Source organism: Bacillus sp. FSL K6-2944 (assembly GCF_038005385.1).
GTDB classification, from domain to species: Bacteria; Bacillota; Bacilli; order Bacillales; family Bacillaceae_G; genus Bacillus_A; species Bacillus_A cereus.
Map to the genome: position 1 here is coordinate 1,372,682 of NZ_JBBOTE010000001.1, position 23,512 is coordinate 1,396,193.

Consider the following 23,512-nt stretch of genomic DNA (forward strand, 5'->3'; position numbering starts at 1 on the left):
AAGCATTTGCAGTGAAAGAAAGTAATCTCCTATTATATCGTGTGTAGTCGATTACATAACATTGTATTGAATAAATTCAAAAAGGTGACTGGTTTTAATTGGGTAATATTTGCTCTGGACCGCATGGTAATTAATTCCTTTTTCATGGTATGCTTGAACTATAGCCCGCTTTCTATTGGAAAGGTGATGAAATAAATGGCAGTTCTTTTAGTGGATAATCTATATCAAATGTCTATTGTTTTACTGATCTTATGTTCATTTTGTTTTTATAAATATTTAAAGAAAATAAAAAGGGAAAGAAAGCTTACAGGTTTTGAAATTACGATGTATATCGTGACACAACTTGCTTATTTCATTTGGGCGGCAACGACTTTTCTTAAAATGTTATCAGAATAGTAATCTTAAAGTATTAGACGCTGAACAGAAAGGTACAGGAGCATTAAAGGTATAAACGTGGGCAAGGGTAATTTATCATCTATTAGGTAAATAAATTTAGTCGAAATCTAGATGGATAACAATATTACTTATAACATCTTTATAAAAAGAGAGGATATAAATGGAACAATATAAGTTAATTGTAAAAGGGCCTAAACAACTTAAGTGGGAAACAAATGAAATTAAGGACATACAGGACGATGAAATTATCGTTAAAACAATCGCAGGATCGATAAGCATTGGGGCCGAGTTACCACAGTATAATGGATCCGATGTTACAGATCCGCATCCTTTTTATCCAAGAAAAACTGGATATGAAAGTTATGGTGAAGTGATTGAAGTTGGTAATCAAGTAACACATGTAAACGTAGGTGATAAAGTAGTTTCTTTTTATGGACATGAAACGATAGGGATAGTTAAGGCGCATAAAGTAATTCGAGTGCCTAGTTCTATACAACCTAAAATTGCTTTATTATCTATTCTTTCATGTGATGCCGCTAAAGGAGTATTGAAACTAAACCCGCGACAGGATGAAAAAGTACTTATAATTGGAATGGGAGTTATTGGTTTACTCGCTTGTTATTTCTTAAAATACTATGTAGGCATTGAGCATGTGGATGTTGTTGAGCCTAATAAAAATAGAAGAGATTTTGCAAAGAAGTTTGGTACGAAAAACATATATGATTCAGAAGAGAAAATAATAGAAACATATAATTATGGTTTCGAATGTTCTGCTACAAATAGTGGGTTCCATACTTTGCAAAAAGCTCTTAAAACTAATGGTAAAATATGTATACTGTCTGATGGTAATATAGAAGAACTAACATTAACTGCTAACTTTTATCAGAAAGAATTACAAATTATTGGATCAAGTGACGGATACGATTATCAAAAACATGCAGATTGGTTTTTTGAAGAAATAGGAAAAACACCATTTATAGAGGAGATCTTTCAACATGAAATACATTATACTTCACTCATACAATGTTTTGATGAATTGAGTTTAGGGATAATTAAACCATTAAAAGTATATGTTTCATATGAATAACGAAAAAATGAGCAAATATTTGTCACATACCTTACAAATGTTTCGTCACATTTATGATTATTAAATGAGGAGGAACATATATGAAAATATTTGTAGCAGGTGCAACTGGTGTAATAGGACGTTCTTTATTGCCAATGTTAATAAAAAATGGGCATACGGTGTTTGCGATGATTCGTAATACTTCGCAAGTAGAAGCAATGAAAAGGGTGGGTGCCATACCAGTAATAGCTGATGTATTTAATAGAGAGGCTGTATTTTCTGTATTAGAAGAAACAAATCCCGATGTAGTTATTCATCAATTAACGTCATTGTCATCATGGAATTTTGAGGATAATGCAAAAATTAGAACAAAAGGCACTCGTAACCTTGTCGATGCCGCTAAAAATGTAGGGGTACAGAAAATAATCGCTCAAAGTATTTCATGGGCGTATGAACCAGGGGATACATTTGCGACTGAAAAAGACTCACTACATATTACTGCTTCTATGCCTCGGCAAGTCACTGTTAATGGCATATTGAAATTAGAAAAAGCTGTTACTGAGTTACCTGAATCGGTTATACTTCGTTACGGCACATTATACGGACTAGGAACATGGTATGCGGAAAACGGATTAATAGCAAATCAAGTTCGTAATAATGAAATTATCGCATCAGACGGGATAATCTCGTTTATACATGTTGAAGATGCTGCAAGAGCTACTATGCTATCCCTTAATTGGCCTTCAGGAATCGTAAATATTGTAGATAATTATCCAGCAACTAGTAAAGAATGGTTACCAATATATGCAGCAGCGATAGGGGCACATAAGCCTAAAGTTCAAGATGGGAAAAATAGTTGGGAAAGAGGAGCTTCCAATAATAAGGCACGTAAAGAGTATGGATGGACACCTTTATTTCCATCATGGTCTGAAGGATTTAACAACTTAATAGGTAAGTAAAACATACCTTTAATGGGAATGATAGTAAAATACACTATTAAAGGATTGGGTTATTATGAATATAATTTGGGAAAGTATTATATTAACTTTTACTGGAATAATTGTTTTGAAAATGACAGGTAGTACATCTGTGAGCCAAATGACAAGAGCTGAAATCATTATAGTTGTATCAATTGGCCGTATTATTGTAGAACCTGTATTAAGTAGAAAAGTAGTCCCATCTATATTCGCGGCTATCATATTTGCAAGCATACTACTTATCATTCATTTCTTTGAATTGAAATCAAGGAAGGTGGAACAATTTTTAAATGGAAGTAGCATTATAATTGTTGAAAACGGAGAGATTGTAAAAGAGAATTTGATGCAGGCAAAAATGTCGGAACAACAACTTTATATGCAATTAAGAGAAAAAGGGATTCATGACGTAAAGAGTTTACAGCAAGTTACAGCGGAACCGAATGGTCGTATTGGTTATCAATTAATAAAAGAAGCACAACCAATAACTTTAGAAATGTTAGAAAAAGTATTAGATCGGTACAATATAAAAAGATAATTTCTCGTGAGAAAAAGCCAATACTATAACGGAAGTATTGGCTTTTTTATTTTTCTACAAACGTAAGGATTAATAAAATAGGGTGGATTTTAAACCAATCATTATAATAGATATAGGCTTATAATTGTGCTATATTCAATGGACTTATAGTGAATGTGGTAAAAAACTAATTTGGCATAGGTAGACGCAGCGTTAAAATTTATAAGTTTTTCATGTGATACTAAAAATGGATTGAAAATAAGGAGATAGATACATAATGGAATTTTGGGAATCAAGTTTTATCGAAAAACAAACGATGTGGGGATTTGAACCTACAGAATCTGCAATTTTGACAAAAGATTTTTTTCTTGAAAAGAACGTTAAGAATATATTAGTTCCGGGTATTGGATATGGAAGAAATGCAAAGGTTTTTATCGATAATGGTATAAATGTAACAGGTATTGAAATTTCAAAAACAGCAATCGATTTAGCAAGAGAAAACGGACTAGAAGATGTTAGTATGTATCACGGTTCAGTAAACGAAATGCCTTTTGATAATAAACTGTATGATGGGATATTTAGTCATGCACTTCTTCATTTGTTGAATGAACAGGAAAGAGAGAAATTTATTGAAGATTGTTATAATCAGTTAAAACCAGGCGGATATATGGTTTTTACAACTGTTTCTAAAAAAGCTCCCATGTACGGAAAAGGAAAACAGTTGGATAAAGATTATTATGAGATAATGGAAGGTGTAAAAATGTTCTTTTATGATTCTGAATCTATAAAAAAAGATTTTAATCAATATAGATTAGTACAAGTTTCGGAAATTGATGAACCAAATAAGAACATGGCAAATAAACCTTCAATCAATTTCTTAATGATAAAATGTAAGAAAGAACGATAACTAAAAGTTATTAAGAATGATTAAAGATGTTTATATATTGATTATGCACAAATAAAAAGGACAAGCATATAATATAAATACCTTTTAACTTTAAGTAACCTTAACTTTCGTTAATAGGGTATCTCAAAATCCCCAAAAGAGCACTTGCGGAAACAAGTGCTCTTTTATTTTTTGTTTCATAAATATTTATAGTTGCAAATTTCGTGCAATAAAAATAAATATGAGAGAAATAATCATATCTTTATTATACGATTATTTCTGAACTACAAACGATATAGCATTTGTTTTTAATTGAATGTGTCTTTCATTTCGAACAATATCATAAGCTAATTCTTTTATTTCAACTTTTAGTTCTTTCCATTCTTTATAAATGCTTTTTAAAGTACTTATCATTTCTTCGGTTGAAAGATTAATTTCAATTAAAGCTTCTAATTCTTCATTCGTTATTGAATCAATTTCTTGTATGTTAGAGTTAATAATTAAACAATTAATACCGCCGTTTTTTGTACCTCTTTTCATAGAGTGGAGTACATTTTTAAAATCTTCTTCTGATCTGACATGTTCTAAACTTGATACTGCAACGATATAATCATAAGCGTTAGAGTCAATATGATAGTTTTCAATTGCTGCTTCTTCTGTTTTTATAGCCTCGCATACATCATGTTCTTTGCTATAAATTTGTAGCTTTGTTAAAGCGGAATTAAGTAAATCAGCACATGTAACGGTGCCGCGAGTATTTTTTATTTTTTTTGCAATTGGAATGCTATTTCTCCCAACGCCAGAGCCAAGGTCAAGTACTTGCAAGTTGTTTTGTCCGTCAAAGTGGTTCATCAAGTCCATAACCGTTTTAACTGGTTTGAAAAGCCAAGAGCCAGCTTCAAACAGTTTATATTGTTCATAGCAAAGGTCGTGATATTTCTTTTCTTCTTGTCTTATGTAATCGATACGGTTCACATTGTTTCAGCTCCAATATTTTTATTGCAAAATGAATAGGTGGGACAGCCTTTAACATTTGTTTGAATTCGAAAAATACCACCAGCATGTGGATACTCTTTTAATTCGTTATCACTCATTCTTGTTCTGGCTGTTGTAACATATAAATCTGTTAAATTAGGCCCACCAAATGTACATGATGTTACATATAACGCGGGAATTGGAATGCTTAATATTTGTTTTCCAGTAGAGGGATTCCATCTAGTTATTTTTGAACCTCCCCAATGTGCAATCCATAAACAACCTTCTTCGTCAATTGTCATACCATCAGGTAGACCATCATTTTCAGAGAAATTGATTACATCACTTGGATTATGAATGTCTCCAGTACGTATATTATATTGATAGCGAACCACTTTTTTAGTAGGTGTATCTATAAAGTAAAAGTATGTATGATCAGGTGACCAAGCAATTCCATTTGATGTATTTACATGTGAAACTTTTTTCTCTACACTTAAATTATGATGTAAACAATACAAGGAACCTGCAGCATTCATACCGTATGTATCTGTAGAACCTGCCCAGAAACGACCAGATGGATCACATTTTCCATCATTGAAACGATTTTCTATTAAATGTGGTTCAGGGTCAAAAATATGTGTCAGTTTTTCTGTATTTACATTAATAGAATAAAAGCCGTTTTCCATAGCTAAGAGTAGTACATCCTCTAAATATGGAACAACACAGCCAATTTGTTGATTGAGAACAATTACTCGGTTCGTATTAGCGGTAGGATTATATATGCATAATTTTCTCTCCATAATATCAACCCAATATAAAAGTTGCTTTTTTCCATTCCAACATGGTCCTTCAGCTAAACTTGCTTTAGCATCTAAAACTAATTCTATATTACTGAACAAGATGTTCACCTCGCGTTATAAGATATTAATATAATTCGATAAGAATAGAGGTAAACCTTTTAGTCAAAGGATATTAAAATTTATACTGTAGAAAAATGACCTTCTCAAGTGATTAAAAAAGTGTATAAACAAGGAAAGGAAAATGCATATGATGTTTTATGAGATTGTTTGCTTTTCTTGTAAGAATATATTTCGTGTTTACGAAGGCAGTGAAAAATATAAGCGATTTAAAGAGAAACCAAAAGGGGCATATTGTTGTGATGAGTGTAGCCACAAAATTCAATTAGAAGCGATAAAGAATTTTTTTAGATAATTTTACGATTTCGATTCGGAAAAGTTTGACAATAAAAGTGTTATAAATTATCATATTAAAAAACTAATATTTAAGGCATAGAAGAGAAGAGTAGTTAAGAAAGAATACGTACAGAGAGCTCTGGTAGCTGAGAAAGAGCGGTATACATCTTAATGAAAAAAGACTTGGAGCTGCGCAAGGAACTAATTTATTTAGGGATGGTGCGACGGGTTCTCCCGTTATAGAGATAGGGTATAAGCATATTTTGCCGTACCTGAAGAGGTTAATATGGTGACATATTAACAAACTGAGGTGGTACCGCGAAGCTAACAACTCTCGTCCTCAAGATGAATAATCTTGGGGGGTGGGAGTTTTTTTGTTGCATAAAACTGGAAATGAGAAACAAAAAATAATTGAGATAATATGAAGCGACCTCCTAGATTATCAAGTCAGGGATTTTAACCCATAATAATGAATGAAAACATTATGAATGGGGTTATACCCTATGATAATAGGAGGCCACTATGGAAAATATAATCTATATTGGGATGGATGTCCACAAGGAAAGTTTTAGCTTATGTGCACTACACGGAACAACTGGGGAAATTGTAAGAGAAGCACGATGTGCTTCAAATGTATCTCTCGTAAAAAAATTCGTTGAGAAACTGAAAACAAAATATGGTGAAGATATAAAAATTAAAGCTGGATATGAGGCTGGTTGTTTAGGGTATTCACTTCATAATCTTCTTGAACAAAATGGAATTGATTGTGATATTTTAGCTCCCACAACAATGTACAGTTCATCAAAAAATAAAATGGTTAAAAATGATAAATTCGATGCCAAAATGATTGCTCTTAATTTAGCAAATGGCACCTATAAAGAAGTATATGTTCCAGAAGAAGAGGATGTTGCCGTGAAAGAGTATATCCGCATGTTAGGTGATTTTAAAACATCTTTGAAAAAAATAAAACAACAGATAAAAGCATTCCTTTTAAGGCATGGCTATGTGTATGAAGGGAAATCAAGCTGGACAATCGCTTATATGAAATGGTTAAAGAATCTTGATCTACAAGGATTATTCAAAGAAACGTTAGGCGAATACCTATTACAGTATGATGTTCTAGTCGATAAAATTGAGCGGTTCAGTCTGAGATTAGAAGAATTATCTCATCGTGAAAGGTACGAAGAACCAATCGCAAATTTAAGATGCTTAAAAGGTATAGATACAACATCGGCAATGACTGTTCATGTGGAAATTGCAGACTTCACTCGTTTTCCCACGGCTAAAGCATTTATGGCTTATGTAGGATTGACACCAAGCGAAAGCTCAAGTGGAGAAAAAATCAGTCGACGTTCGATTACAAAACAAGGAAATTCGACCGTTAGGTCTACTCTTGTAGAATGTGCAAATGCGTTGGTAAAAGGAACAATCGGATTAAAATCGAAGCGAGTGAAAGCAAGACAAAAAGGGCAACGAAGCGAAGTGATTGCTTATGCGGATCAGGCTGTAGAAAGGTTACAAAGAAAATATTATCGCATGATATATCAAGGGAAACCTAGAAATGTTGCCGTTACAGCTATCGCAAGAGAACTGGGGTGTTTTATATGGGGATTAGAAACAGGTAAAATTCACCGAAAATAAAGAGGGAAGGATATGAAGTTGATTGATTCATTCATAGTTAGAAACCAAAGGTATCAATTGATGGCATAGATGAGCTTCAGAGATAGTGAATTACAGGTCTGGCTATCTATGACTCACCTCTTCTGGCATGGCTGAAATTCTGATAAACAAGCTATTTATTAGAATTTGAAAAGGTGTGATCCACGCAGTGAGATTATAAGAGCCTAACGACGAACCATTAACCTGAGGTAACCAATCCACGAATAACAGAGTGGTTAACTGTCGATAGATCTTATTTCTGAAGCTTTTGTATGCCATCAAGAAAAATATTATGGGTGAAAAACTATTGACAAAGGTCACTTCATAACAGGTGAGTAATATATGCATTGGGCGTATGAAGTAGCACATGAATTAATTAGGAAACATCCAAATAAAGAAACGTTTGTTTGTGCATCAGGAATTAGTCCGTCAGGTTCTGTTCATATTGGGAATTTTCGTGAAATCGTAACGACTTATTTCGTAGTAAGAGCACTTCAAGATTTAGGGAAAAAGACTCGTTTTATATTTTCGTGGGATGATTATGATAGGTTTAGAAAAGTTCCCCAAAATATTGATCCTTCTTTTGCGAAGTATATTGGTATGCCATACTGTGATATTCCAGATCCGTATGGATGTTATAACTCGTATGCGGAGCATTTTGAAAAAGAGTTTGAAAAATCGCTTCAAGCATTTGGAATTGAAGTGGAATTTATTTATCAACATGATGAATATAGAAGCGGAAGGTATAACAAAAATATTTTAGAGGCTTTGTATAAACGAAAAGAAATATATGATATTTTAATGGACTTTAAAACTGGAGAGTGTAGTGAAGAAGAGCGAAACAATTTTTATCCAGCTGCATTATATTGTGAGAGGTGTGGAAAAGATACAACAACTATTACACATTTTGATGAAGTATTAAAAACAGTCCGGTATGAATGTGAATGCGGAAATGAAAAAGAATTATCCGTATTAAATACAAATAAAATGAAACTAAACTGGAAAATCGATTGGCCGATGAGATGGATGATAGAGGATGTTATTTTTGAACCGGGTGGAAGAGATCATTCATCAGAAACGGGTAGTTATAATGTATCAAAAGAAATTGCAAGGAAAATATTCAATCGTGAAGCGCCTCATTACGTTGCTTACGATTTCATTGGTATTAAAGGAAATCATGAAAAAATGTCTAGCTCTTCAGGGAATACTATTACACCAAGTAATTTATTGAGAGTGTATATACCAGAAGTAATTCTCTTTATGTTTGCAAAATACAAACCAGGCGCTGCTTTTCATATTGGGTTAGATGAAGATGTGATTCGCAATTATACAGAGTATGAGCGATTGAAAGATAGCTATGAAAATAAAATGCTCAAAAATGAAGATTTATTTGATGCAATTAAAATCTCTAAAGTTGATAGCGAGTTTAACGAATATCCGAAATTTAATCAAGTAGCAGGAACGTTACCATTATTAAATTTTGATTCTACTATTTTACAGGGGATATTAAAGAAAATAGATAGGAGCTATGCATTAGATGAAATGAGAGCGATAAGTAATCGCGCAGAGTATTGGATAAGAAACTTTCAATCTGAAAAATTAATTGCGGTAAATCAGGAGAAAAATAAAGAGTTTTACTATACATTAGATGAAAGGCAGAAAGAATGGCTAGTAGAAGTTTGTAAAATACTTCGTTCTAATAAAGATTACTCTAACTTAATGGAGCAATTGTATTCGATTTGTCATCATGAAAATAAAAAAATAATGAAAGAAAATCAAAAACAATTATTCACTATTATATATAAGCTCATTATGAATCAATCAAATGGTCCTCGTATACCATTATTAATACATGTAGTAGGCATAGAAAATTTCATCACACTATTAGATTTCTAAAACACAGTTAAAAGCAACGCAAGTACCAAAATTTCTAAGTACTTGCGTTGCAAATTTTACTATCGTGAATACATTTTCGGACATTCATCACCACTTGGTTCATAAAAACAATGGCTTTTAAACTGTCCTACAAATGGCTGATTATACCATTCAGGTGGACAAGCTCCAACTGGACGGAAATACCAAAGAGCCCATCGTGCAGGCCAGCGCCATTCACCTTGTAAAACTTTTCGTGCGATTTCTTTTTCTGATTCACGAGCGCGTTGATAAAAATATCCATATTGTACTGCTTCAAATCCGCCGGGGCTTTGATATACAGCGTCGCGTACGGTACGGAGTTGTTTAAAATCTAAGCAATCACAAAATACACGGTTTACTACAACGCATCCAACTAACTCCTCACCTTGGCGACCTTCGCCTTCAGCTTCAGCACGAATTAAACGAGCTAGTAAATCAACATCACTTTCGTTGTATGGAATAAGGGGCATAGTGATACCACCTTTCTGTTATAGTAAAGAGTGTATGTTATAAAACAATCTGCGTGCTTTTTTACATAAAAATAACATTTAATTTTAAGAGGAGCTTGTATAAAAAGAGCTAATTAGTAATAGTAGATAAATATAAAAGGGAGAGGTATTATGTATCGAATTCATAAAGACCATATCATTTACTCAATGTCACCAGAAAATAAGCCGTGTATGGAAGTGGAAATTGGGAGCAGTCTTATATTTGAAACATATGATTGCTTTGAAAATCAAATCGATTCTGAAGATGTTGTGTTTCAAGAATTAGATTGGAACCGAATTAATCCAGCCACTGGACCTGTATATGTTAAAGGAGCAGAACCTGGCGATATATTAGCCGTAACGATTGAAAAAATTGAAATTGCAGAGCAGGGCGTTTTAACTACAGGTGCAAACCTTGGTGTAATGGGTGATGAGTTAAATGAAAATACAGTGAAAATTGTCCCAATACATAATGAATATGTTTTGTTTTCAAGTGAACTACAAATCCCGATTAATCCAATGATTGGGGTAATTGGTACTGCACCGAAAGAAGAGAGCATTTCATGTGGCACACCGCATGATCACGGCGGGAATATGGACTGTAAAGAGATTAAAGAAGGAACAACATTACTACTACCAGTTAATGTCCCAGGAGCACTATTAGCGTTAGGTGATTTACACGCAGCGATGGGTGATGGTGAAATTGGTGTTAGTGGTGTAGAGGTTGCTGGTGAGGTAACGGTAACAGTTCAAGTTATAAAAGAAAAGAAATGGCCGTTACCAATGGCTATTCAAAAAGAAAAAATGATGACGATTGCTTCAGAGAAATTGTTAGATGATGCAGCAAATCGTGCTGTACGTAATATGGTGACATTTTTACATGAAGAATTAGCAATGTCTAAAGCTGATGCAACGCTTTTATTATCGGCAGCAGGTAATTTAAAAGTTTGCCAAGTTGTGGATCCGCTGAAAACAGCGCGTATGGAACTAGGAATGGATTATGTGGAGAAACTAGGATTTACTTTTAGTAAATTTCATATTAAATAGATAAGGGACGAAAAAGGATACTTTTGTATAAAAGCATCCTTTTTTTAATTTACTGATTTTGTGAAAAGAGGTAGTATTTATTTTATATAAGTATATTTGAGATTGTGGATTAAAAAGGAGTTCAATAATGGTCAAAATTATGATTGTAGAAGACGATATGAAAATTGCAGAACTATTATCGACACATGTTGCGAAATATGGTTATCAAGGAGTTATTGTATCGGACTTTCAAAATGTATTAAACATTTTTTTAGAAGAACAACCAGAGTTAGTTTTATTAGATATTAATTTACCGAGTTTTGATGGGTACTTTTGGTGTCGTCAAATTCGGGGAGTTTCAACATGTCCGATACTATTCATTTCGGCCCGTGAAGGCACGATGGATCAAGTTATGGCGTTAGAAAACGGTGGCGATGATTTTATTCCGAAGCCTTTTCATTATGAAGTTGTAGTGGCGAAAATTCGTAGTCATTTAAGACGTGCATATGGAGATTATGCACCGAAATTAGAAGAACGAATGATTGAACAACAAGGTCTTTGTTTATATCCCGAAAGACTTGTATTGAAACTTAGAAATGACGAGATTGATATAACGAGAAACGAAGCCATTTTATTAGAGACATTAATGAAAAATTATCCGCGTGTTGTGAGTAGAGAAGTGTTACTTAATAAATTATGGGATAGTGAATCTTATGTTGATGATAATACATTAAGTGTAAATACAACACGTGTGCGTAAAAAGTTACAAACGTTGCATATAGAAGGTGCGATTGAAACGATTCGTAGTGTTGGATATAGATTTCATATTACTTGGGATAATGGTATAGAAAAATGATAAGGTTGTTTATACGTGATCATATACCACTTATTTGCTTTACCATAATTCAACTACTAGCTATATTTCTCGTATATTGGTTTGATGGGCATAATCATATTACAACGGCGTTATATGCAATGTTTCTAGGTGTTTTCTTTATGGGAAGTTATTTAGTGTTTCGTTATTTTACACATCGTTCTTTTTATGAGCGCCTAGCAAACCCGATGCAATCTTTGGATGAATCTGTTCAAAAATCTGATTTTGCAGCTGTATCGGCTGCTCTTCAAGAACTACTTGAGGTGCAATATCGACATTATCAAAATCAGCTGCAAATGCAAGAGAGAAAAAATAATGACCATTTAACCTTTATGAATCAGTGGATTCATCAAATGAAAACACCTTTATCTGTAATAGAACTAATTACACAGGATGAAGTAGATTCACGTTTTGAAAGTATAAATGAGGAAACTGATCGATTAAAAAAGGGATTAGAAATGGCTCTGTATGTCGCACGTTTAGAAGCATTTACACAAGATTTTTATGTAGAAAGAGTACAACTACATAAAATAGTGAATGATTCGGTACATGAGCATAAACGTTTCTTTATCCGGAATTTTGTATATCCAGAGCTTGAAATTGATAAGGACATTACTGTAGAAAGTGATGCGAAATGGTTACAATTTTTAATCGGACAAATACTATCGAATGCGATTAAATATTCATCAGGTAGTAGAGAGAAAATTAAAGTGAAAGCTTGTAAGGAAGGTAATAATGTTATACTTGAAATTGCTGATAATGGTGTAGGTATACCGAAGCAAGATTTACCAAGAGTATTCAAACCTTTCTTTACAGGAGAAAACGGTAGAGATTTTAAAGAATCAACTGGAATGGGGCTATATCTCGTATATGAAATTACGAAGCAATTAGGACATAGTGTAGAAATCTATTCAGAAGTTGGTAAAGGTACCGTTGTACGTATTATATTTTTTAATGTGTAAAATGACTCAGGCTAAAGAACTTTTGAAATAAGTTTTTTAGCCTTACTTTATATGGATTAAATGAAATGATATACAAGACTGGTATGATTCTAATAAAAGGTCGTGTAAGTATGTGTAATGACACAATAATAAATAAGGCTGTTAAATGAGAGGGATTTAATAATTTATTAATATATAAATAGTTTATTGTAAGAAAAAAGCTCGCCCTTTAAAAGAGCTAGCTTTATGAATTTTAATTAAGTAAACAAACTTAATAATTTATATCCAATTAATCCCAAAATAGTAATAGGAATCATCATTAAGAAAGAAGAAATTCGATGAGCATTAGAGCGTTCTAATACAAGAATCAAGATAATCCCGACTATGACTTCGGTATATCCAACAGGTAACATGTGACTATAGTCTTCAAAATTTAAAAGAATGTGAAGTCCATCCGTTACAAAAACTCCACTAATAAGTGAGCTTCCGAATTTATGAAGTGGATTTGTAGTATCTTTCCATAGAAAACCTGCAATTCCAAAGATAGTTCCTCCTATACATGCACATACAATCCATACAGATATAAAATAAATAGAGTGAGCTATATTTTTAATAACTATTGCATAACCATAGTAGCCTAATACCATTCCGAATAGTGCAAGGGTACCAGAAAGTATAGCTGTACGCTTAGAATAACTAAAGCTAGCCACAAAAAAGGATGGAACTAACCAAACGCTTCCTAGATTAGCTAATGAATTCCAATGTCCAGGAAGTATACTTTGCCCCAATTTAGTTAGTATACCAACAATTATCCCTACTATAATCGGGATGAGAAAAATCATTAAAAACATATTTAACTTTGTGATTTTTAATGTCCTGTCCATAAAATCAATCCTTACATTAATATTTTCTGTAAAAATATAATAGCTTATTACAAGGGGATAATCAATAAAAAATTATCGATAAACAATAATTTATTGTTGGGTAATGAATAATATTTTGTTTTTATACAAAATTTATCCCGCTTTAATGGGCAGTAAGACCCCCACCTCAAAATTCAGCGAAAGCAAAGAAATTAGGTGGGGGTCGGGCTGCCCATAAAAGTCCGATTGGTTCAACTAATAATCAGTGGGGATGAAGAAAACCCCCACTGATTAAAGTTTCACTTTATATAAGAGAGAGTGCTTAGAAGTTTACTATTGGGGAAATCTAAAGGACGTATTACAATCAATGTAATTTGTGCTTATTCAACATGAAGTTAAGGAATGATAAATAAACCTAAAAGAAAGCAATCTTTTTAACAGCACAAATAATTGCATTTACTCATACAGTACTAGTATGGTACAATATGGTTATTAATGACGGAAAGGAATGATGGGTGGACGATGATTAACTAATCTTATTTTTAAATGTTGAAATTCAATAAATTTCAATTTCTAAAAAATAGGATTAGTCTGCCCAATTCCAAACAACGGTATTGCTATTTATATTGCGCAATAGCTTATTTGGGTATAAATAATATAATGACTAATCCTGCCAAATTTATTTGGGAGGATTTTTTTATTCTCCCTTAATGAAAGGGATCGATATTTATGAAAGAACTATTAAAATTAAATGATGTTTATGTTGAAATAAAAGAAAATATGTTGTTAGAGAAAATGAATGTGACAGTAAAACAAGGGGATGTTATCGGATTAATCGGTAAAAATGGTGCTGGTAAATCAACGTTACTTCAATTAATAAATGGGAAGATTGAACCTTCAAAAGGTACTGTTGAATGGATGCAAATGAATATGACAACAGCATATGTTCAGCAAGAAATAGAATCTTTTATTAGTAATGATGTAATTGCAAAAGAAGCAGAACTTCTTGCGAAATGGGGCGTGCCAACGAACGATTTTCATACTTTAAGTGGTGGTGAAAAGCTGAAAATTCGATTAGCAAAAGGATTTGCTGAAAATCCTAATGTCTTAATATTAGACGAACCGACAAATCATTTAGATGAGATCAGTACGGGATTTCTCATTAAACAAATAAAAAACATGAGAGGTACAGTTATCGTTGTATCGCATGATCGATATTTTTTAGATGTTGTCGCAACAAAAATATGGTCAATTGAGGACAAAAAATTAATTGAGCATAGTGGTAATTATACGAGCTACATGAAAGCACGTGAGCAAAAAAGAAAGTCGCAGCAGCGTGAATATGAAAAGCAGCAAAAAAAGATAGAACAAGTAGAAACACATATAAAAGAATTGAGTTCATGGTCACAAAAGGCACACGCGCAGTCTACAAAACAAGAAGGTGTGAAAGAATTCTATCGTGTAAAAGCGAAGCGAATGGATGCACAAGTGAAGTCAAAACGAAAACGACTTGAAAAAGAGCTGGAGAAAGCGAAAGTAGAACGTGTGAAAGAAGAGTATTCAGTTGAGTTTTCTATTCAAGCGAACAAAAAAGTAGGAAAACGTTTTTTAGAAGTGAAGCAATTAAAAAAAGACTTTCATGGGAAAGTATTATTTGAAAACGTTAATTTTACAATTCAGCACGGTGAGAAAGTTGCGATTGTTGGACCAAACGGTAGTGGGAAAACAACATTACTGAAGATGATTATGGGAACGGAAACTGCTGAAGGAGAAATATGGATTTCACCATCTGCGAACATCGGCTATTTAACACAAGAAGTTTTTGATTTACCGCTTGATAAAACACCAGAAAATTTATTTTTTAAAGAGACGTTTGAAGAAAGAGGAAAAGTCCAAAATTTAATGAAACATTTAGGGTTCCAAGCTTCTCAATGGAAAGAGCCGATTGAGCATATGAGTATGGGAGAAAGAGTAAAATGTAAGCTAATGGCTTATATTTTAGATGAAAAAGATGTACTCATTTTAGACGAACCGACGAATCACTTGGATCTACCTTCACGTGAACAACTTGAAAATACATTAGCTGAGTATAACGGAACATTAGTAATTGTATCTCACGATCGATATTTTCTGGAGAAAACAACTAACACAAAACTCGTGTTTTCAAACAATACGATACAAAAGCAGCTAGAAGAACCTACGAAAACAAGAGATGATATTTAAGAGCTACGTTTAACGTTAGAAACAGAGAGACAAGAAGTATTAGGGAAATTAAGCTTTTTAACTTCTAACGACAAAGAATATAAAGCACTGGATGAACGGTTTATGGAACTTACGAAGCAGATTAAGGAGCTTTAATGTAAGTAAGGGGGATTAACATGGATGAAGAGAGATTCACTAAGTTATTTAAAATAGATTGTGGAGATATATACCTACAAGAGTTTACGGTCAAAGATGCAGAGAGTATTTATAACATATCCAATCAACCGGAAATAGAAAAGTTTTTACCGGACTGGAAATCGACGAAAGAACAAAGGGTTAATTGGGTTGTAAATTATGAAATACCAGAAAATAAAGCGTTTCTTCATGCAGTGAGAACTACGACTAACATAGATGATCACATATTAAGACTAGGAATATTTAAGAAAACCACAAATGAATTTATTGGATGGTGCTGCACAGGTATGAAAGAAGAACTCCCTTCACCAAACAGAGAGATAATGTATGCTATCTCAAATGAACATCAAAATCATGGCTATGCTACAAAAGCGACTAAAGGTTTAATTGACTTTTTGTTTAAAGAAACAAATTTAAATGTCCTTAACGCAATTGCTTTAATTAACAATGTAGCATCAAATAAAGTTATTGAAAAATGTGGGTTTATTTATAAGAGCCAACAGAGGATAGAAAATCAAATATATAATCATTATATATTGAGAAGATCTGAGTGGATAAAAATATAACGTTGGGTAGTAAAAGACCGATAAAGCAATCGGTCTTTTCTCATTTATATAATAAAGGTTTCATATACTTTGTATTTCCTGCTACTATACAATTATTATAAGATAGTTATGCGTTAATTTCAGTTTGAAAATAGTTTTATTATCAGTTTTTTTAGAAATCTTACAAGCGTGTAAGATAAATGAAAGACGAATCAATATGAGCTGTAAGACAATTCATTTACACTCTGTTATGAGACGTGCAAATGAAGGGAGAATATACATGGAAATTTTACATGCAAAAAGTATTAGTAAAGTATATAAAGGGAAAGTACCTTATAAAGCATTAGTTGATATTGATTTATCAATTCAAGAAGGTGAATTTGTAGGGATTATGGGGCCATCTGGTAGTGGAAAAACAACGTTATTAAATATGGTATCTACTATTGATTCTCCATCATCGGGAGAAATTTTAATAAATGGCACAAATCCTTTCCAATTATCATCAGAAGATTTAGCGTTATTCCGCAGAAAACAATTAGGATTTGTTTTTCAATCATTTAATCTTCTTAGCACACTTACTGTAAAAGAAAACATCGTATTGCCGATGACTTTAGATGGTGTTTCCGTGCAAGAAATGAACAAGCGATTGGAAGAGATTGCAGAGAAGTTAAATATTACAGATATCTTGAATAAAAGAACATTTGAAATATCAGGGGGACAAGCTCAAAGAACAGCAATCGCTCGTGCGATCGTTCATAAGCCGCAATTATTACTTGCAGATGAACCAACAGGGAACTTGGACTCTAAATCTTCAAATGATGTAATGGAGATGCTTGATACTCTAAATAAAGAAGAAAAAGCAACGATGATGTTAGTTACACATGATCCGTATGCAGCGAGCTTTTGCAGCCGAGTAATCTTTATTAAAGATGGTCAACTATATAACGAAATTTATTGTGGTGAAAGTAGGCAAACTTTTTATCAAAAGATTATGGATGTCCTTTCTTTGTTAGGAGGAAAAAGGCATGACTTTTCGTCAGTTCGCATTTAATAATATTTTTCGCAATAAGCGTACATATGCTGCTCATTTTTTAAGTAGTGCATTTTCTATTATGATTTTCTTTACGTATGCTCTTTTATTATTTCATCCTGATTTACAAGGTGAGTTGAAATCGACAAGTGCAACAATAAGTGCATTTGGTACATTGGGATTTTCAGTTTCGCAAGGATTGATTTTTGTATTTTCATTTTTCTTCATTTTATATTCAGTTAGTTCGTTTTTAAAAACGCGTAAGAAAGAATTTGGCGTTTTAATGATGCAAGGTATGTCAATGAGACAGCTTAAAAAGTTATTGTTAATTGAAAATATGTTAATTGGTTTTGGTTCAATATGTATAGGTATTCTTATTGGACTCATATTTTCTAAACTAGTTTTATTAATAAGCGCAAGTGTATTAATGATTAGTAACGGCTTGCCTTTTTATATACCAGTACAGGCTGTATTATTAACAATCATTACATTTCTGTTCTTATTTTTAATTGTTTCGCTAGTAACATTTAAAATGATAAAAGTTACAGAGCTTGTGGAACTGATTCAAGCAGGAGAAAAGCCAAAACCTGAACCAAAATCGTCAATTTTATTATCAATTTTTTCTTTATTTAGTATAGGGTATGGCTATATTTTAGTATTTCGCTTTATCCCAAATCATAGTTTTATTGTGCTAGGAATAGGAGTATTCCTGGTGATTATTGGAACGTACTTTTTATATACACAGTGTAGCGTTTATATATTGCATCTTGCTAAAAGGAGAGAAACTTTCTTTTTAAAGAGAACAAATATACTAACATTTTCAGAATTAATTTATCGTATGAAAGATAATGCAACAATGTTTTTTATAGTATCTATTATATCAGCAGTTGCTTTTACAGCAATTGGCACGACAGCTGCTCTTGGAAATAAAGATTTAGTAAGGATGACGAATCCGTATACATTACTATACATGGCTCCTGAAAACAACAAAATAGCGGATAAACATCTCTCTATTATAAAAAACCATCTGGCTGATGCTAATATTCCGTATCGAATGGCTTCATCTTCATATATATATACAGAAAGTAATGTATATGTAATGAAATTAAGTGAATATAACGAACTTGCGAGAGCGCTAGGGTATCAACAAGAAACGATTGAAAAAGAAGATGAAATGTTATTAATTCCTGGAATGGTATCACAAAAACAAGAATTTAAAAATGGTGATTATAAGAAGAATATTGAAGTCATTCAAGGCGATTGGACAAAGACATTTCATGTGAAAAAAACTGTCGATAATTTAGTTTTGCCACATGATACGAAAGGGATATATATTGCTATTCAAGATCATGTATATGATGGAATTCCACTTAATAGTGGTCCAGATAATGAAGATATTATTCAATATCGTACTTACGGATTTGTTGTAGATGATTGGATAAAAACGAAAGAGGTTTCAAACCAATTAAATAATATATTTGATCAAGAACCTAGAGATATACATTTTGAATTTAGAGCACTAACAATAGAGTTGTTAAGTGCAAAACAAACGAATGGGTTATTACTTATGGCTAGTGTTTTAGTCGGAATCGTTTTCTTCACATTTGCTGCTAGTTTTATTTATTTCCGATTATATACTGATTTGAATCGTGATCAACAGCAGTATAAAATGATTTCGAAAATGGGGTTAAGTAAACGGGAGCTAAAGAAAGTTGTAACGAGACAGTTATTATTAATGTTTTTCTTACCAATTGTCGTTGCAGTAATACATACTGTAGTCGCTTATATGGCATTACAACAATTAGTCGATTTTTCTATTCTAAATAGCTCTATCGTCATTTTAATTTCATTTATATGTATACAAGTTTTATATTTCTTTATAACTCGTTGGCGTTATTTACAAAAGCTTCATAAGACAATGGAACAATAGAGAAAATCAGCAAGTAAGATTGCAGAAAAGCATGTAAAAAAACAATTTGAAGTTATGGAAGGAACTGTGATGAAAAAACAATTATCTATTTTCATATTAAGTATATTATTGTTATTAAGTGTAAGTGCATGCTCTAAAAACGAAAACAGATTTCCAGCTAACGGTGTGTTAATCATTGGAGATGAGAATCATACTGGAGCAATTATGAATCGTTATAAGGAAAACACGAAAGAACAGGAAGCTTTTGCAGTGAAAACAGGTAGATTTGACCAAAAAAGGGTTCTGATAATAAATGAATCTACTGCACAAGCGATGATGAATGCAAAGCTTTTTCGTAAACGTGATCAAGCATCCCTTTCTAAAACGTTAGATACGTTGCCGAATTTTCCAAAAGAAAGTTCCCTATTATTTATAAATGAAGAAGAAAAGAATATAAAAAGTATTGAAATAGAAGGAAACAAGATACCTGTTACATATGGTAGTGATGCTTGGCTTGGCAATAAACGTGACTATGGAGCACTATGGTATATCGTTGTGGCGAAAAATAGTGTGTATAAAGAAATAAAAGCAAATGAAACGAATATGCAACTTCTACACTTGAAAAAGTCATTAGGTGATGAAAACCCTAAAATATCGACAGATAATATGTTGATTAATGAAAAAGTAAAAGTAAGAAAGTTAATTGAAGGTTATAGAGATGAGGTATCAATTCAGTTTGTAACGATTGGAGAAAAATCTTAAAAAAGAGCTCGAGGTTGATGGATACTTTATCAACCTCGAGCTCTTTTTAATACCGTTTAAATAACTTACATTACTTCATTTAATCGAGTCTCACTCGTTTCTTCAATCGCATTTGAATTTTGAACTGAATTATTTTGTGCTTCTTTTTCTTTACGAGCCTTTTGTAGCATTTCAAGTATAATCCATAAAGGAACACCTTTATCTTTTAGCATCTTCCATAAATCTAATTCATTAAATTTATGCTCAGGTTGTTTCATTTCTTTTTCAGATAAACGAATATCAAATTTGATGGAATCATTTGATTTTTTATCTTCAAGTTTAGTAGAAGAGATAGTATTATGCTCAAGATGAGATGGAGTTATTTTAGTAGGTTGAGATAATGTATGAATATTGAATCCGATTTGCATGCCTTTTCCTCCTTTTCAAGCAATGAGATTAGTTTTCTTATGGTTTTTAAATCTTTTTAACATGAGGAAACTATATCTAATTATAAATCTAAATAAATAGATTTACAAGTTATATTGTAAAAAGTAAATATTTGCTTGAATTAATATTTATCAACAGTTGTATATGTTTTCTATATATACAATGTATATAAAATACTTTACATTATGTTTAAGTTGTTAAATTATTCTGTTAATTTTTCAGGAAGAAAAATGTAAACGTTTTATTAGGGGGGAGAAAGTATGGGGAAGTTATTTTTAAAAATATGTTTTTTTGCATTAGTGACCGTATGTTCATTCGCAGCGAAAATATCATACGCTGAAGAGAGGCAACAAAATAATTATCCTATCATATTGGTGAATGGATTTGCTGGATGGGGTAGAGAAGAAATGCTTGGCGTAAAATATTGGGGTGGTGTTCATGATATACAGGAAGATTTGAAACGAAATGGTTATACGGTACATACGGCAGCTGTTGGACCTGTTTCTAGTAACTGGGATCGTGCATGTGAATTGTATGCACAAATTAGCGGTGGGACAGTAGACTATGGTGCAGTCCATGCTGAGAAACATGGACATAATCGTTTTGGCAGAACTTATAGTGGTTTTGCGCCGAATTGGAGTGAAACAAATAAAGTTCATTTAGTTGGACATAGCATGGGTGGACAAACGATTAGAACATTAGTACAGCTATTAAAAGAAGGTAGTTTTGAAGAAAAGAATTATGTGAAAAATCACCCAGACACCAAAATATCACCACTATTTGAAGGCGGAAAATCATACGTTCATAGTGTTACAACATTAGCAACCCCTCACAACGGTACAACACTTGCGGATGGTAGTCTTCTACTGCCGTTCGTTAAAGATTTACTCATTACAGCTGCAAGCTTTGGAGGAAACAATAATTTATCATTATATGATTTTAAATTGGATCAATGGGGTATAAAGAAGAATGCTGGAGAGTCCTTTTTCCAATATAGTAATCGTATTCTAAATAGTTCACTTTGGAAAAATACAAAAGATATAAGTCAATGGGATTTAAGTACAGATGGTGCAAAGGAGTTAAATAATTGGGTAAAGACGCAACTAGATGTGTATTATTTATCCTATAGTGGACATGCATCACAAGCAGCACCTATAACAGGTTTACATTTGCCTCATATAACGATGAATAAAGTGTTAATGGGAAATGCATTTTTCTTAGGTTCTTATGCGAGATATGAAGAAAACCGTCCGCTAGTTGATACTTCTTGGTGGCAAAATGATGGTGTAGTAAATACAAATTCTATGATTGCACCATCTTCTAATGTTACTGTAAATAATAATGAGTCATTACAGATTGGAAAATGGAATCATATCGAAACGAAAGCGAATTGGGACCATCTCGACATGATAGGGTTAAGTGTTTCAGACTCGTTAGGTTTTTCTAGCATTCAAGAGTTTTATAGAACAATTGCTGAAAAGCTATCACGTTTACCGAAATAGGTAATAATAAAGCGCTCTCGATGGAATTCGAGAGCGCTTTATATTATATTGAAAGAGGGATTTGGTAGAAAAATATGGGGGGATATTATGAAAATTCAAGTTGTATTATCAGGATACGGAACAGTAGGTAGAGAGTTTATAAAATTATTAAATGAAAAATATTCATATATATATGAAACATATGGGATTCAATTAGTTGTAAGCGGCGTATTAGGGAGAAATATTGCAATACATAATGAAGACGGCTTATCACTTCATCATTTATTAATGTATGGTGGCGGTACCGCTGCAATTGAAAAATATTTAGAGTATCATCCGAAGGAACGTGCAACAACTAGCATAAGTGGTACTGTATTGGTAGAATCAACAGTTACAAATCTTAAAGATGGAAATCCAGGGAAACAATATATGAAACAAGCGATTGAAAAACAGATGGATATAGTAGCAATTTCTAAAGGTGCGCTCGTTACAAACTGGAGAGAAATAAATGAAGCAGCAAAAGGCGCAAATATACGAATTCGATATAGCGGTGCAACAGCCGCTGCACTACCGACACTAGATATTGGACAAGTTAGTTTAGCCGGTTGCAGTATTGAAAAAATAGAAGGAATATTAAATGGAACAACTAATTATATTCTTACGAAAATGTATGAGGAAGATATGACATTTGAAGAAGCACTGAAAGAAGCACAAAATAAAGGAATTGCTGAGACAAACCCTATATTAGATATAAGTGGTTCAGATAGTGCGTGTAAATTGTTACTTTTGACAAACAGCTTAATAGAAACAGAGAAAACACTTACTGATATACATATAAAAGGAATCGAGCACGTTACAAAACAGCAAATTCGAAATGCTAAGGAACAACATAAAATTATTAAATTAATAGCATCAACATATAAGGATGAGGGAGGCAATGTGAATTTAAATGTTGAACCGTGCCAAATAGAAAAAGATCATCCGTTAGCAAAAGTAAATGGAACCGAAAAAGGAATTACGTTCTTTACAGATACGATGGGACAAGTTACTACAATTGGTGGGGCTTCTAATCCAAGAGGCGCTGCAGCTGCAGCTTTAAAAGATGTAATAAACTTATATCGAAAAGATTTGTAAGACCGTACCGCCCTTTATAAAAAATACATATGCCGTGGACCTTTTGAGAATGAAAT

Annotated in this window: 22 protein-coding genes, 1 pseudogene and 1 other annotated feature; of the genes and pseudogenes, 18 read left to right on the plus strand and 5 right to left on the minus strand. The window is 32.7% G+C overall.

The features are described 5' to 3' along the window. Positions 1-195 precede the first annotated feature (195 nt). From MHH55_RS06930 to MHH55_RS06950, 5 genes are all read left to right on the plus strand, one after another. On the plus strand, positions 196-396 hold the full coding sequence (locus tag MHH55_RS06930) for a hypothetical protein (protein ID WP_000279688.1): 201 nt from the start codon (positions 196-198) through the stop codon (positions 394-396). 160 nt (positions 397-556) lie between these two features. Beyond that, positions 557-1,483, plus strand: coding sequence for a zinc-dependent alcohol dehydrogenase (locus tag MHH55_RS06935; protein WP_078187661.1), 927 nt, complete (start codon positions 557-559; stop codon positions 1,481-1,483). An 80-nt stretch (positions 1,484-1,563) separates the two neighbouring features. Further along, the gene (locus MHH55_RS06940; protein WP_078187662.1) at positions 1,564-2,421 is read left to right on the plus strand and encodes an NAD-dependent epimerase/dehydratase family protein; all 858 of its coding nucleotides are present in this window, start codon (positions 1,564-1,566) and stop codon (positions 2,419-2,421) included. 55 nt (positions 2,422-2,476) lie between these two features. Next, on the plus strand, positions 2,477-2,974 hold the full coding sequence (locus MHH55_RS06945; protein WP_001021703.1) for a DUF421 domain-containing protein: 498 nt from the start codon (positions 2,477-2,479) through the stop codon (positions 2,972-2,974). Positions 2,975-3,230: 256 nt separating this feature from the next. After that, positions 3,231-3,860 carry a class I SAM-dependent methyltransferase gene (locus MHH55_RS06950; RefSeq protein ID WP_000397612.1) on the plus strand — a complete coding sequence of 210 codons (630 nt, stop codon included), beginning with the start codon at positions 3,231-3,233 and terminating at the stop codon, positions 3,858-3,860. Between the two features lie 252 nt (positions 3,861-4,112). Here the strand turns inward: MHH55_RS06950 and MHH55_RS06955 are convergent, their stop codons facing one another. Next, positions 4,113-4,814: a class I SAM-dependent methyltransferase gene (locus tag MHH55_RS06955; RefSeq protein ID WP_078188116.1), complete on the minus strand. Its 702-nt coding sequence runs from the start codon at positions 4,812-4,814 to the stop codon at positions 4,113-4,115. Further along, positions 4,811-5,713 (minus strand): SMP-30/gluconolactonase/LRE family protein, encoded by a 903-nt coding sequence (locus tag MHH55_RS06960; protein WP_078188115.1) that lies wholly within the window; start codon positions 5,711-5,713, stop codon positions 4,811-4,813. Before MHH55_RS06960 ends, MHH55_RS06955 begins: the two co-directional genes overlap by 4 nt. A 142-nt stretch (positions 5,714-5,855) precedes the next feature. Between MHH55_RS06960 and MHH55_RS06965 the strand changes: the two genes are divergently transcribed. The 3 genes from MHH55_RS06965 to lysS all read left to right on the plus strand — a co-directional run bounded on the left by MHH55_RS06965 (position 5,856) and on the right by lysS (position 9,562). Then, the gene (locus MHH55_RS06965; RefSeq protein WP_000551042.1) at positions 5,856-6,026 is read left to right on the plus strand and encodes a DUF2197 domain-containing protein; all 171 of its coding nucleotides are present in this window, start codon (positions 5,856-5,858) and stop codon (positions 6,024-6,026) included. Positions 6,027-6,095: 69 nt separating this feature from the next. Then, positions 6,096-6,352 (plus strand) — a binding site (T-box leader). Positions 6,353-6,529: 177 nt separating this feature from the next. Further along, complete coding sequence (locus MHH55_RS06970; RefSeq protein ID WP_340880263.1) at positions 6,530-7,648, plus strand: IS110 family transposase; 1,119 nt, start codon at positions 6,530-6,532, stop codon at positions 7,646-7,648. Between the two features lie 360 nt (positions 7,649-8,008). Further along, the gene (lysS, locus tag MHH55_RS06975; RefSeq protein WP_078187492.1) at positions 8,009-9,562 is read left to right on the plus strand and encodes a lysine--tRNA ligase; all 1,554 of its coding nucleotides are present in this window, start codon (positions 8,009-8,011) and stop codon (positions 9,560-9,562) included. A gap of 59 nt (positions 9,563-9,621) precedes the next feature. Here lysS and MHH55_RS06980 read toward each other — a convergent pair whose 3' ends face one another. Next, complete coding sequence (locus tag MHH55_RS06980) at positions 9,622-10,050, minus strand: cell wall hydrolase (protein ID WP_001128398.1); 429 nt, start codon at positions 10,048-10,050, stop codon at positions 9,622-9,624. Between the two features lie 150 nt (positions 10,051-10,200). Between MHH55_RS06980 and MHH55_RS06985 the strand changes: the two genes are divergently transcribed. From MHH55_RS06985 to MHH55_RS06995, 3 genes are all read left to right on the plus strand, one after another. Next, the gene (locus MHH55_RS06985) at positions 10,201-11,115 is read left to right on the plus strand and encodes an acetamidase/formamidase family protein (RefSeq protein ID WP_078187493.1); all 915 of its coding nucleotides are present in this window, start codon (positions 10,201-10,203) and stop codon (positions 11,113-11,115) included. Positions 11,116-11,242: 127 nt separating this feature from the next. Beyond that, complete coding sequence (locus tag MHH55_RS06990) at positions 11,243-11,950, plus strand: response regulator transcription factor (RefSeq protein WP_000238994.1); 708 nt, start codon at positions 11,243-11,245, stop codon at positions 11,948-11,950. Continuing rightward, a complete protein-coding gene (locus MHH55_RS06995) occupies positions 11,947-12,930 on the plus strand; it encodes a sensor histidine kinase (RefSeq protein ID WP_002183605.1) in 984 nt (327 codons plus the stop codon). The genes MHH55_RS06990 and MHH55_RS06995 overlap by 4 nt, the downstream gene beginning before the upstream one ends. 236 nt (positions 12,931-13,166) lie before the next feature. Here MHH55_RS06995 and MHH55_RS07000 read toward each other — a convergent pair whose 3' ends face one another. Continuing rightward, positions 13,167-13,793 carry a DUF6518 family protein gene (locus MHH55_RS07000; RefSeq protein WP_078187494.1) on the minus strand — a complete coding sequence of 209 codons (627 nt, stop codon included), beginning with the start codon at positions 13,791-13,793 and terminating at the stop codon, positions 13,167-13,169. A gap of 708 nt (positions 13,794-14,501) precedes the next feature. Here MHH55_RS07000 and abc-f point away from each other — a divergent pair. The 5 genes and pseudogenes from abc-f to MHH55_RS07025 all read left to right on the plus strand — a co-directional run bounded on the left by abc-f (position 14,502) and on the right by MHH55_RS07025 (position 20,415). Continuing rightward, positions 14,502-16,130, plus strand: a pseudogene (gene abc-f / locus MHH55_RS07005) (ribosomal protection-like ABC-F family protein). Positions 16,131-16,150: 20 nt separating this feature from the next. Beyond that, positions 16,151-16,735, plus strand: coding sequence for a GNAT family N-acetyltransferase (locus MHH55_RS07010; RefSeq protein ID WP_000343079.1), 585 nt, complete (start codon positions 16,151-16,153; stop codon positions 16,733-16,735). Between the two features lie 259 nt (positions 16,736-16,994). Further along, the gene (locus MHH55_RS07015; RefSeq protein ID WP_000404283.1) at positions 16,995-17,765 is read left to right on the plus strand and encodes an ABC transporter ATP-binding protein; all 771 of its coding nucleotides are present in this window, start codon (positions 16,995-16,997) and stop codon (positions 17,763-17,765) included. After that, positions 17,740-19,674, plus strand: coding sequence for an ABC transporter permease (locus tag MHH55_RS07020; protein WP_000144159.1), 1,935 nt, complete (start codon positions 17,740-17,742; stop codon positions 19,672-19,674). Before MHH55_RS07015 ends, MHH55_RS07020 begins: the two co-directional genes overlap by 26 nt. A 69-nt stretch (positions 19,675-19,743) precedes the next feature. Further along, a complete protein-coding gene (locus MHH55_RS07025; protein ID WP_139362509.1) occupies positions 19,744-20,415 on the plus strand; it encodes a lipoprotein BA_5634 family protein in 672 nt (223 codons plus the stop codon). A 65-nt stretch (positions 20,416-20,480) separates the two neighbouring features. Here the strand turns inward: MHH55_RS07025 and MHH55_RS07030 are convergent, their stop codons facing one another. After that, complete coding sequence (locus MHH55_RS07030) at positions 20,481-20,822, minus strand: DUF3914 domain-containing protein (RefSeq protein WP_001165456.1); 342 nt, start codon at positions 20,820-20,822, stop codon at positions 20,481-20,483. Positions 20,823-21,101: 279 nt separating this feature from the next. Here MHH55_RS07030 and MHH55_RS07035 point away from each other — a divergent pair, with 279 nt between their 5' ends. Further along, the gene (locus MHH55_RS07035; RefSeq protein WP_078187722.1) at positions 21,102-22,343 is read left to right on the plus strand and encodes an esterase/lipase family protein; all 1,242 of its coding nucleotides are present in this window, start codon (positions 21,102-21,104) and stop codon (positions 22,341-22,343) included. An 87-nt stretch (positions 22,344-22,430) separates the two neighbouring features. After that, on the plus strand, positions 22,431-23,456 hold the full coding sequence (locus MHH55_RS07040) for a homoserine dehydrogenase (protein ID WP_000701758.1): 1,026 nt from the start codon (positions 22,431-22,433) through the stop codon (positions 23,454-23,456). Positions 23,457-23,512 lie beyond the last annotated feature (56 nt).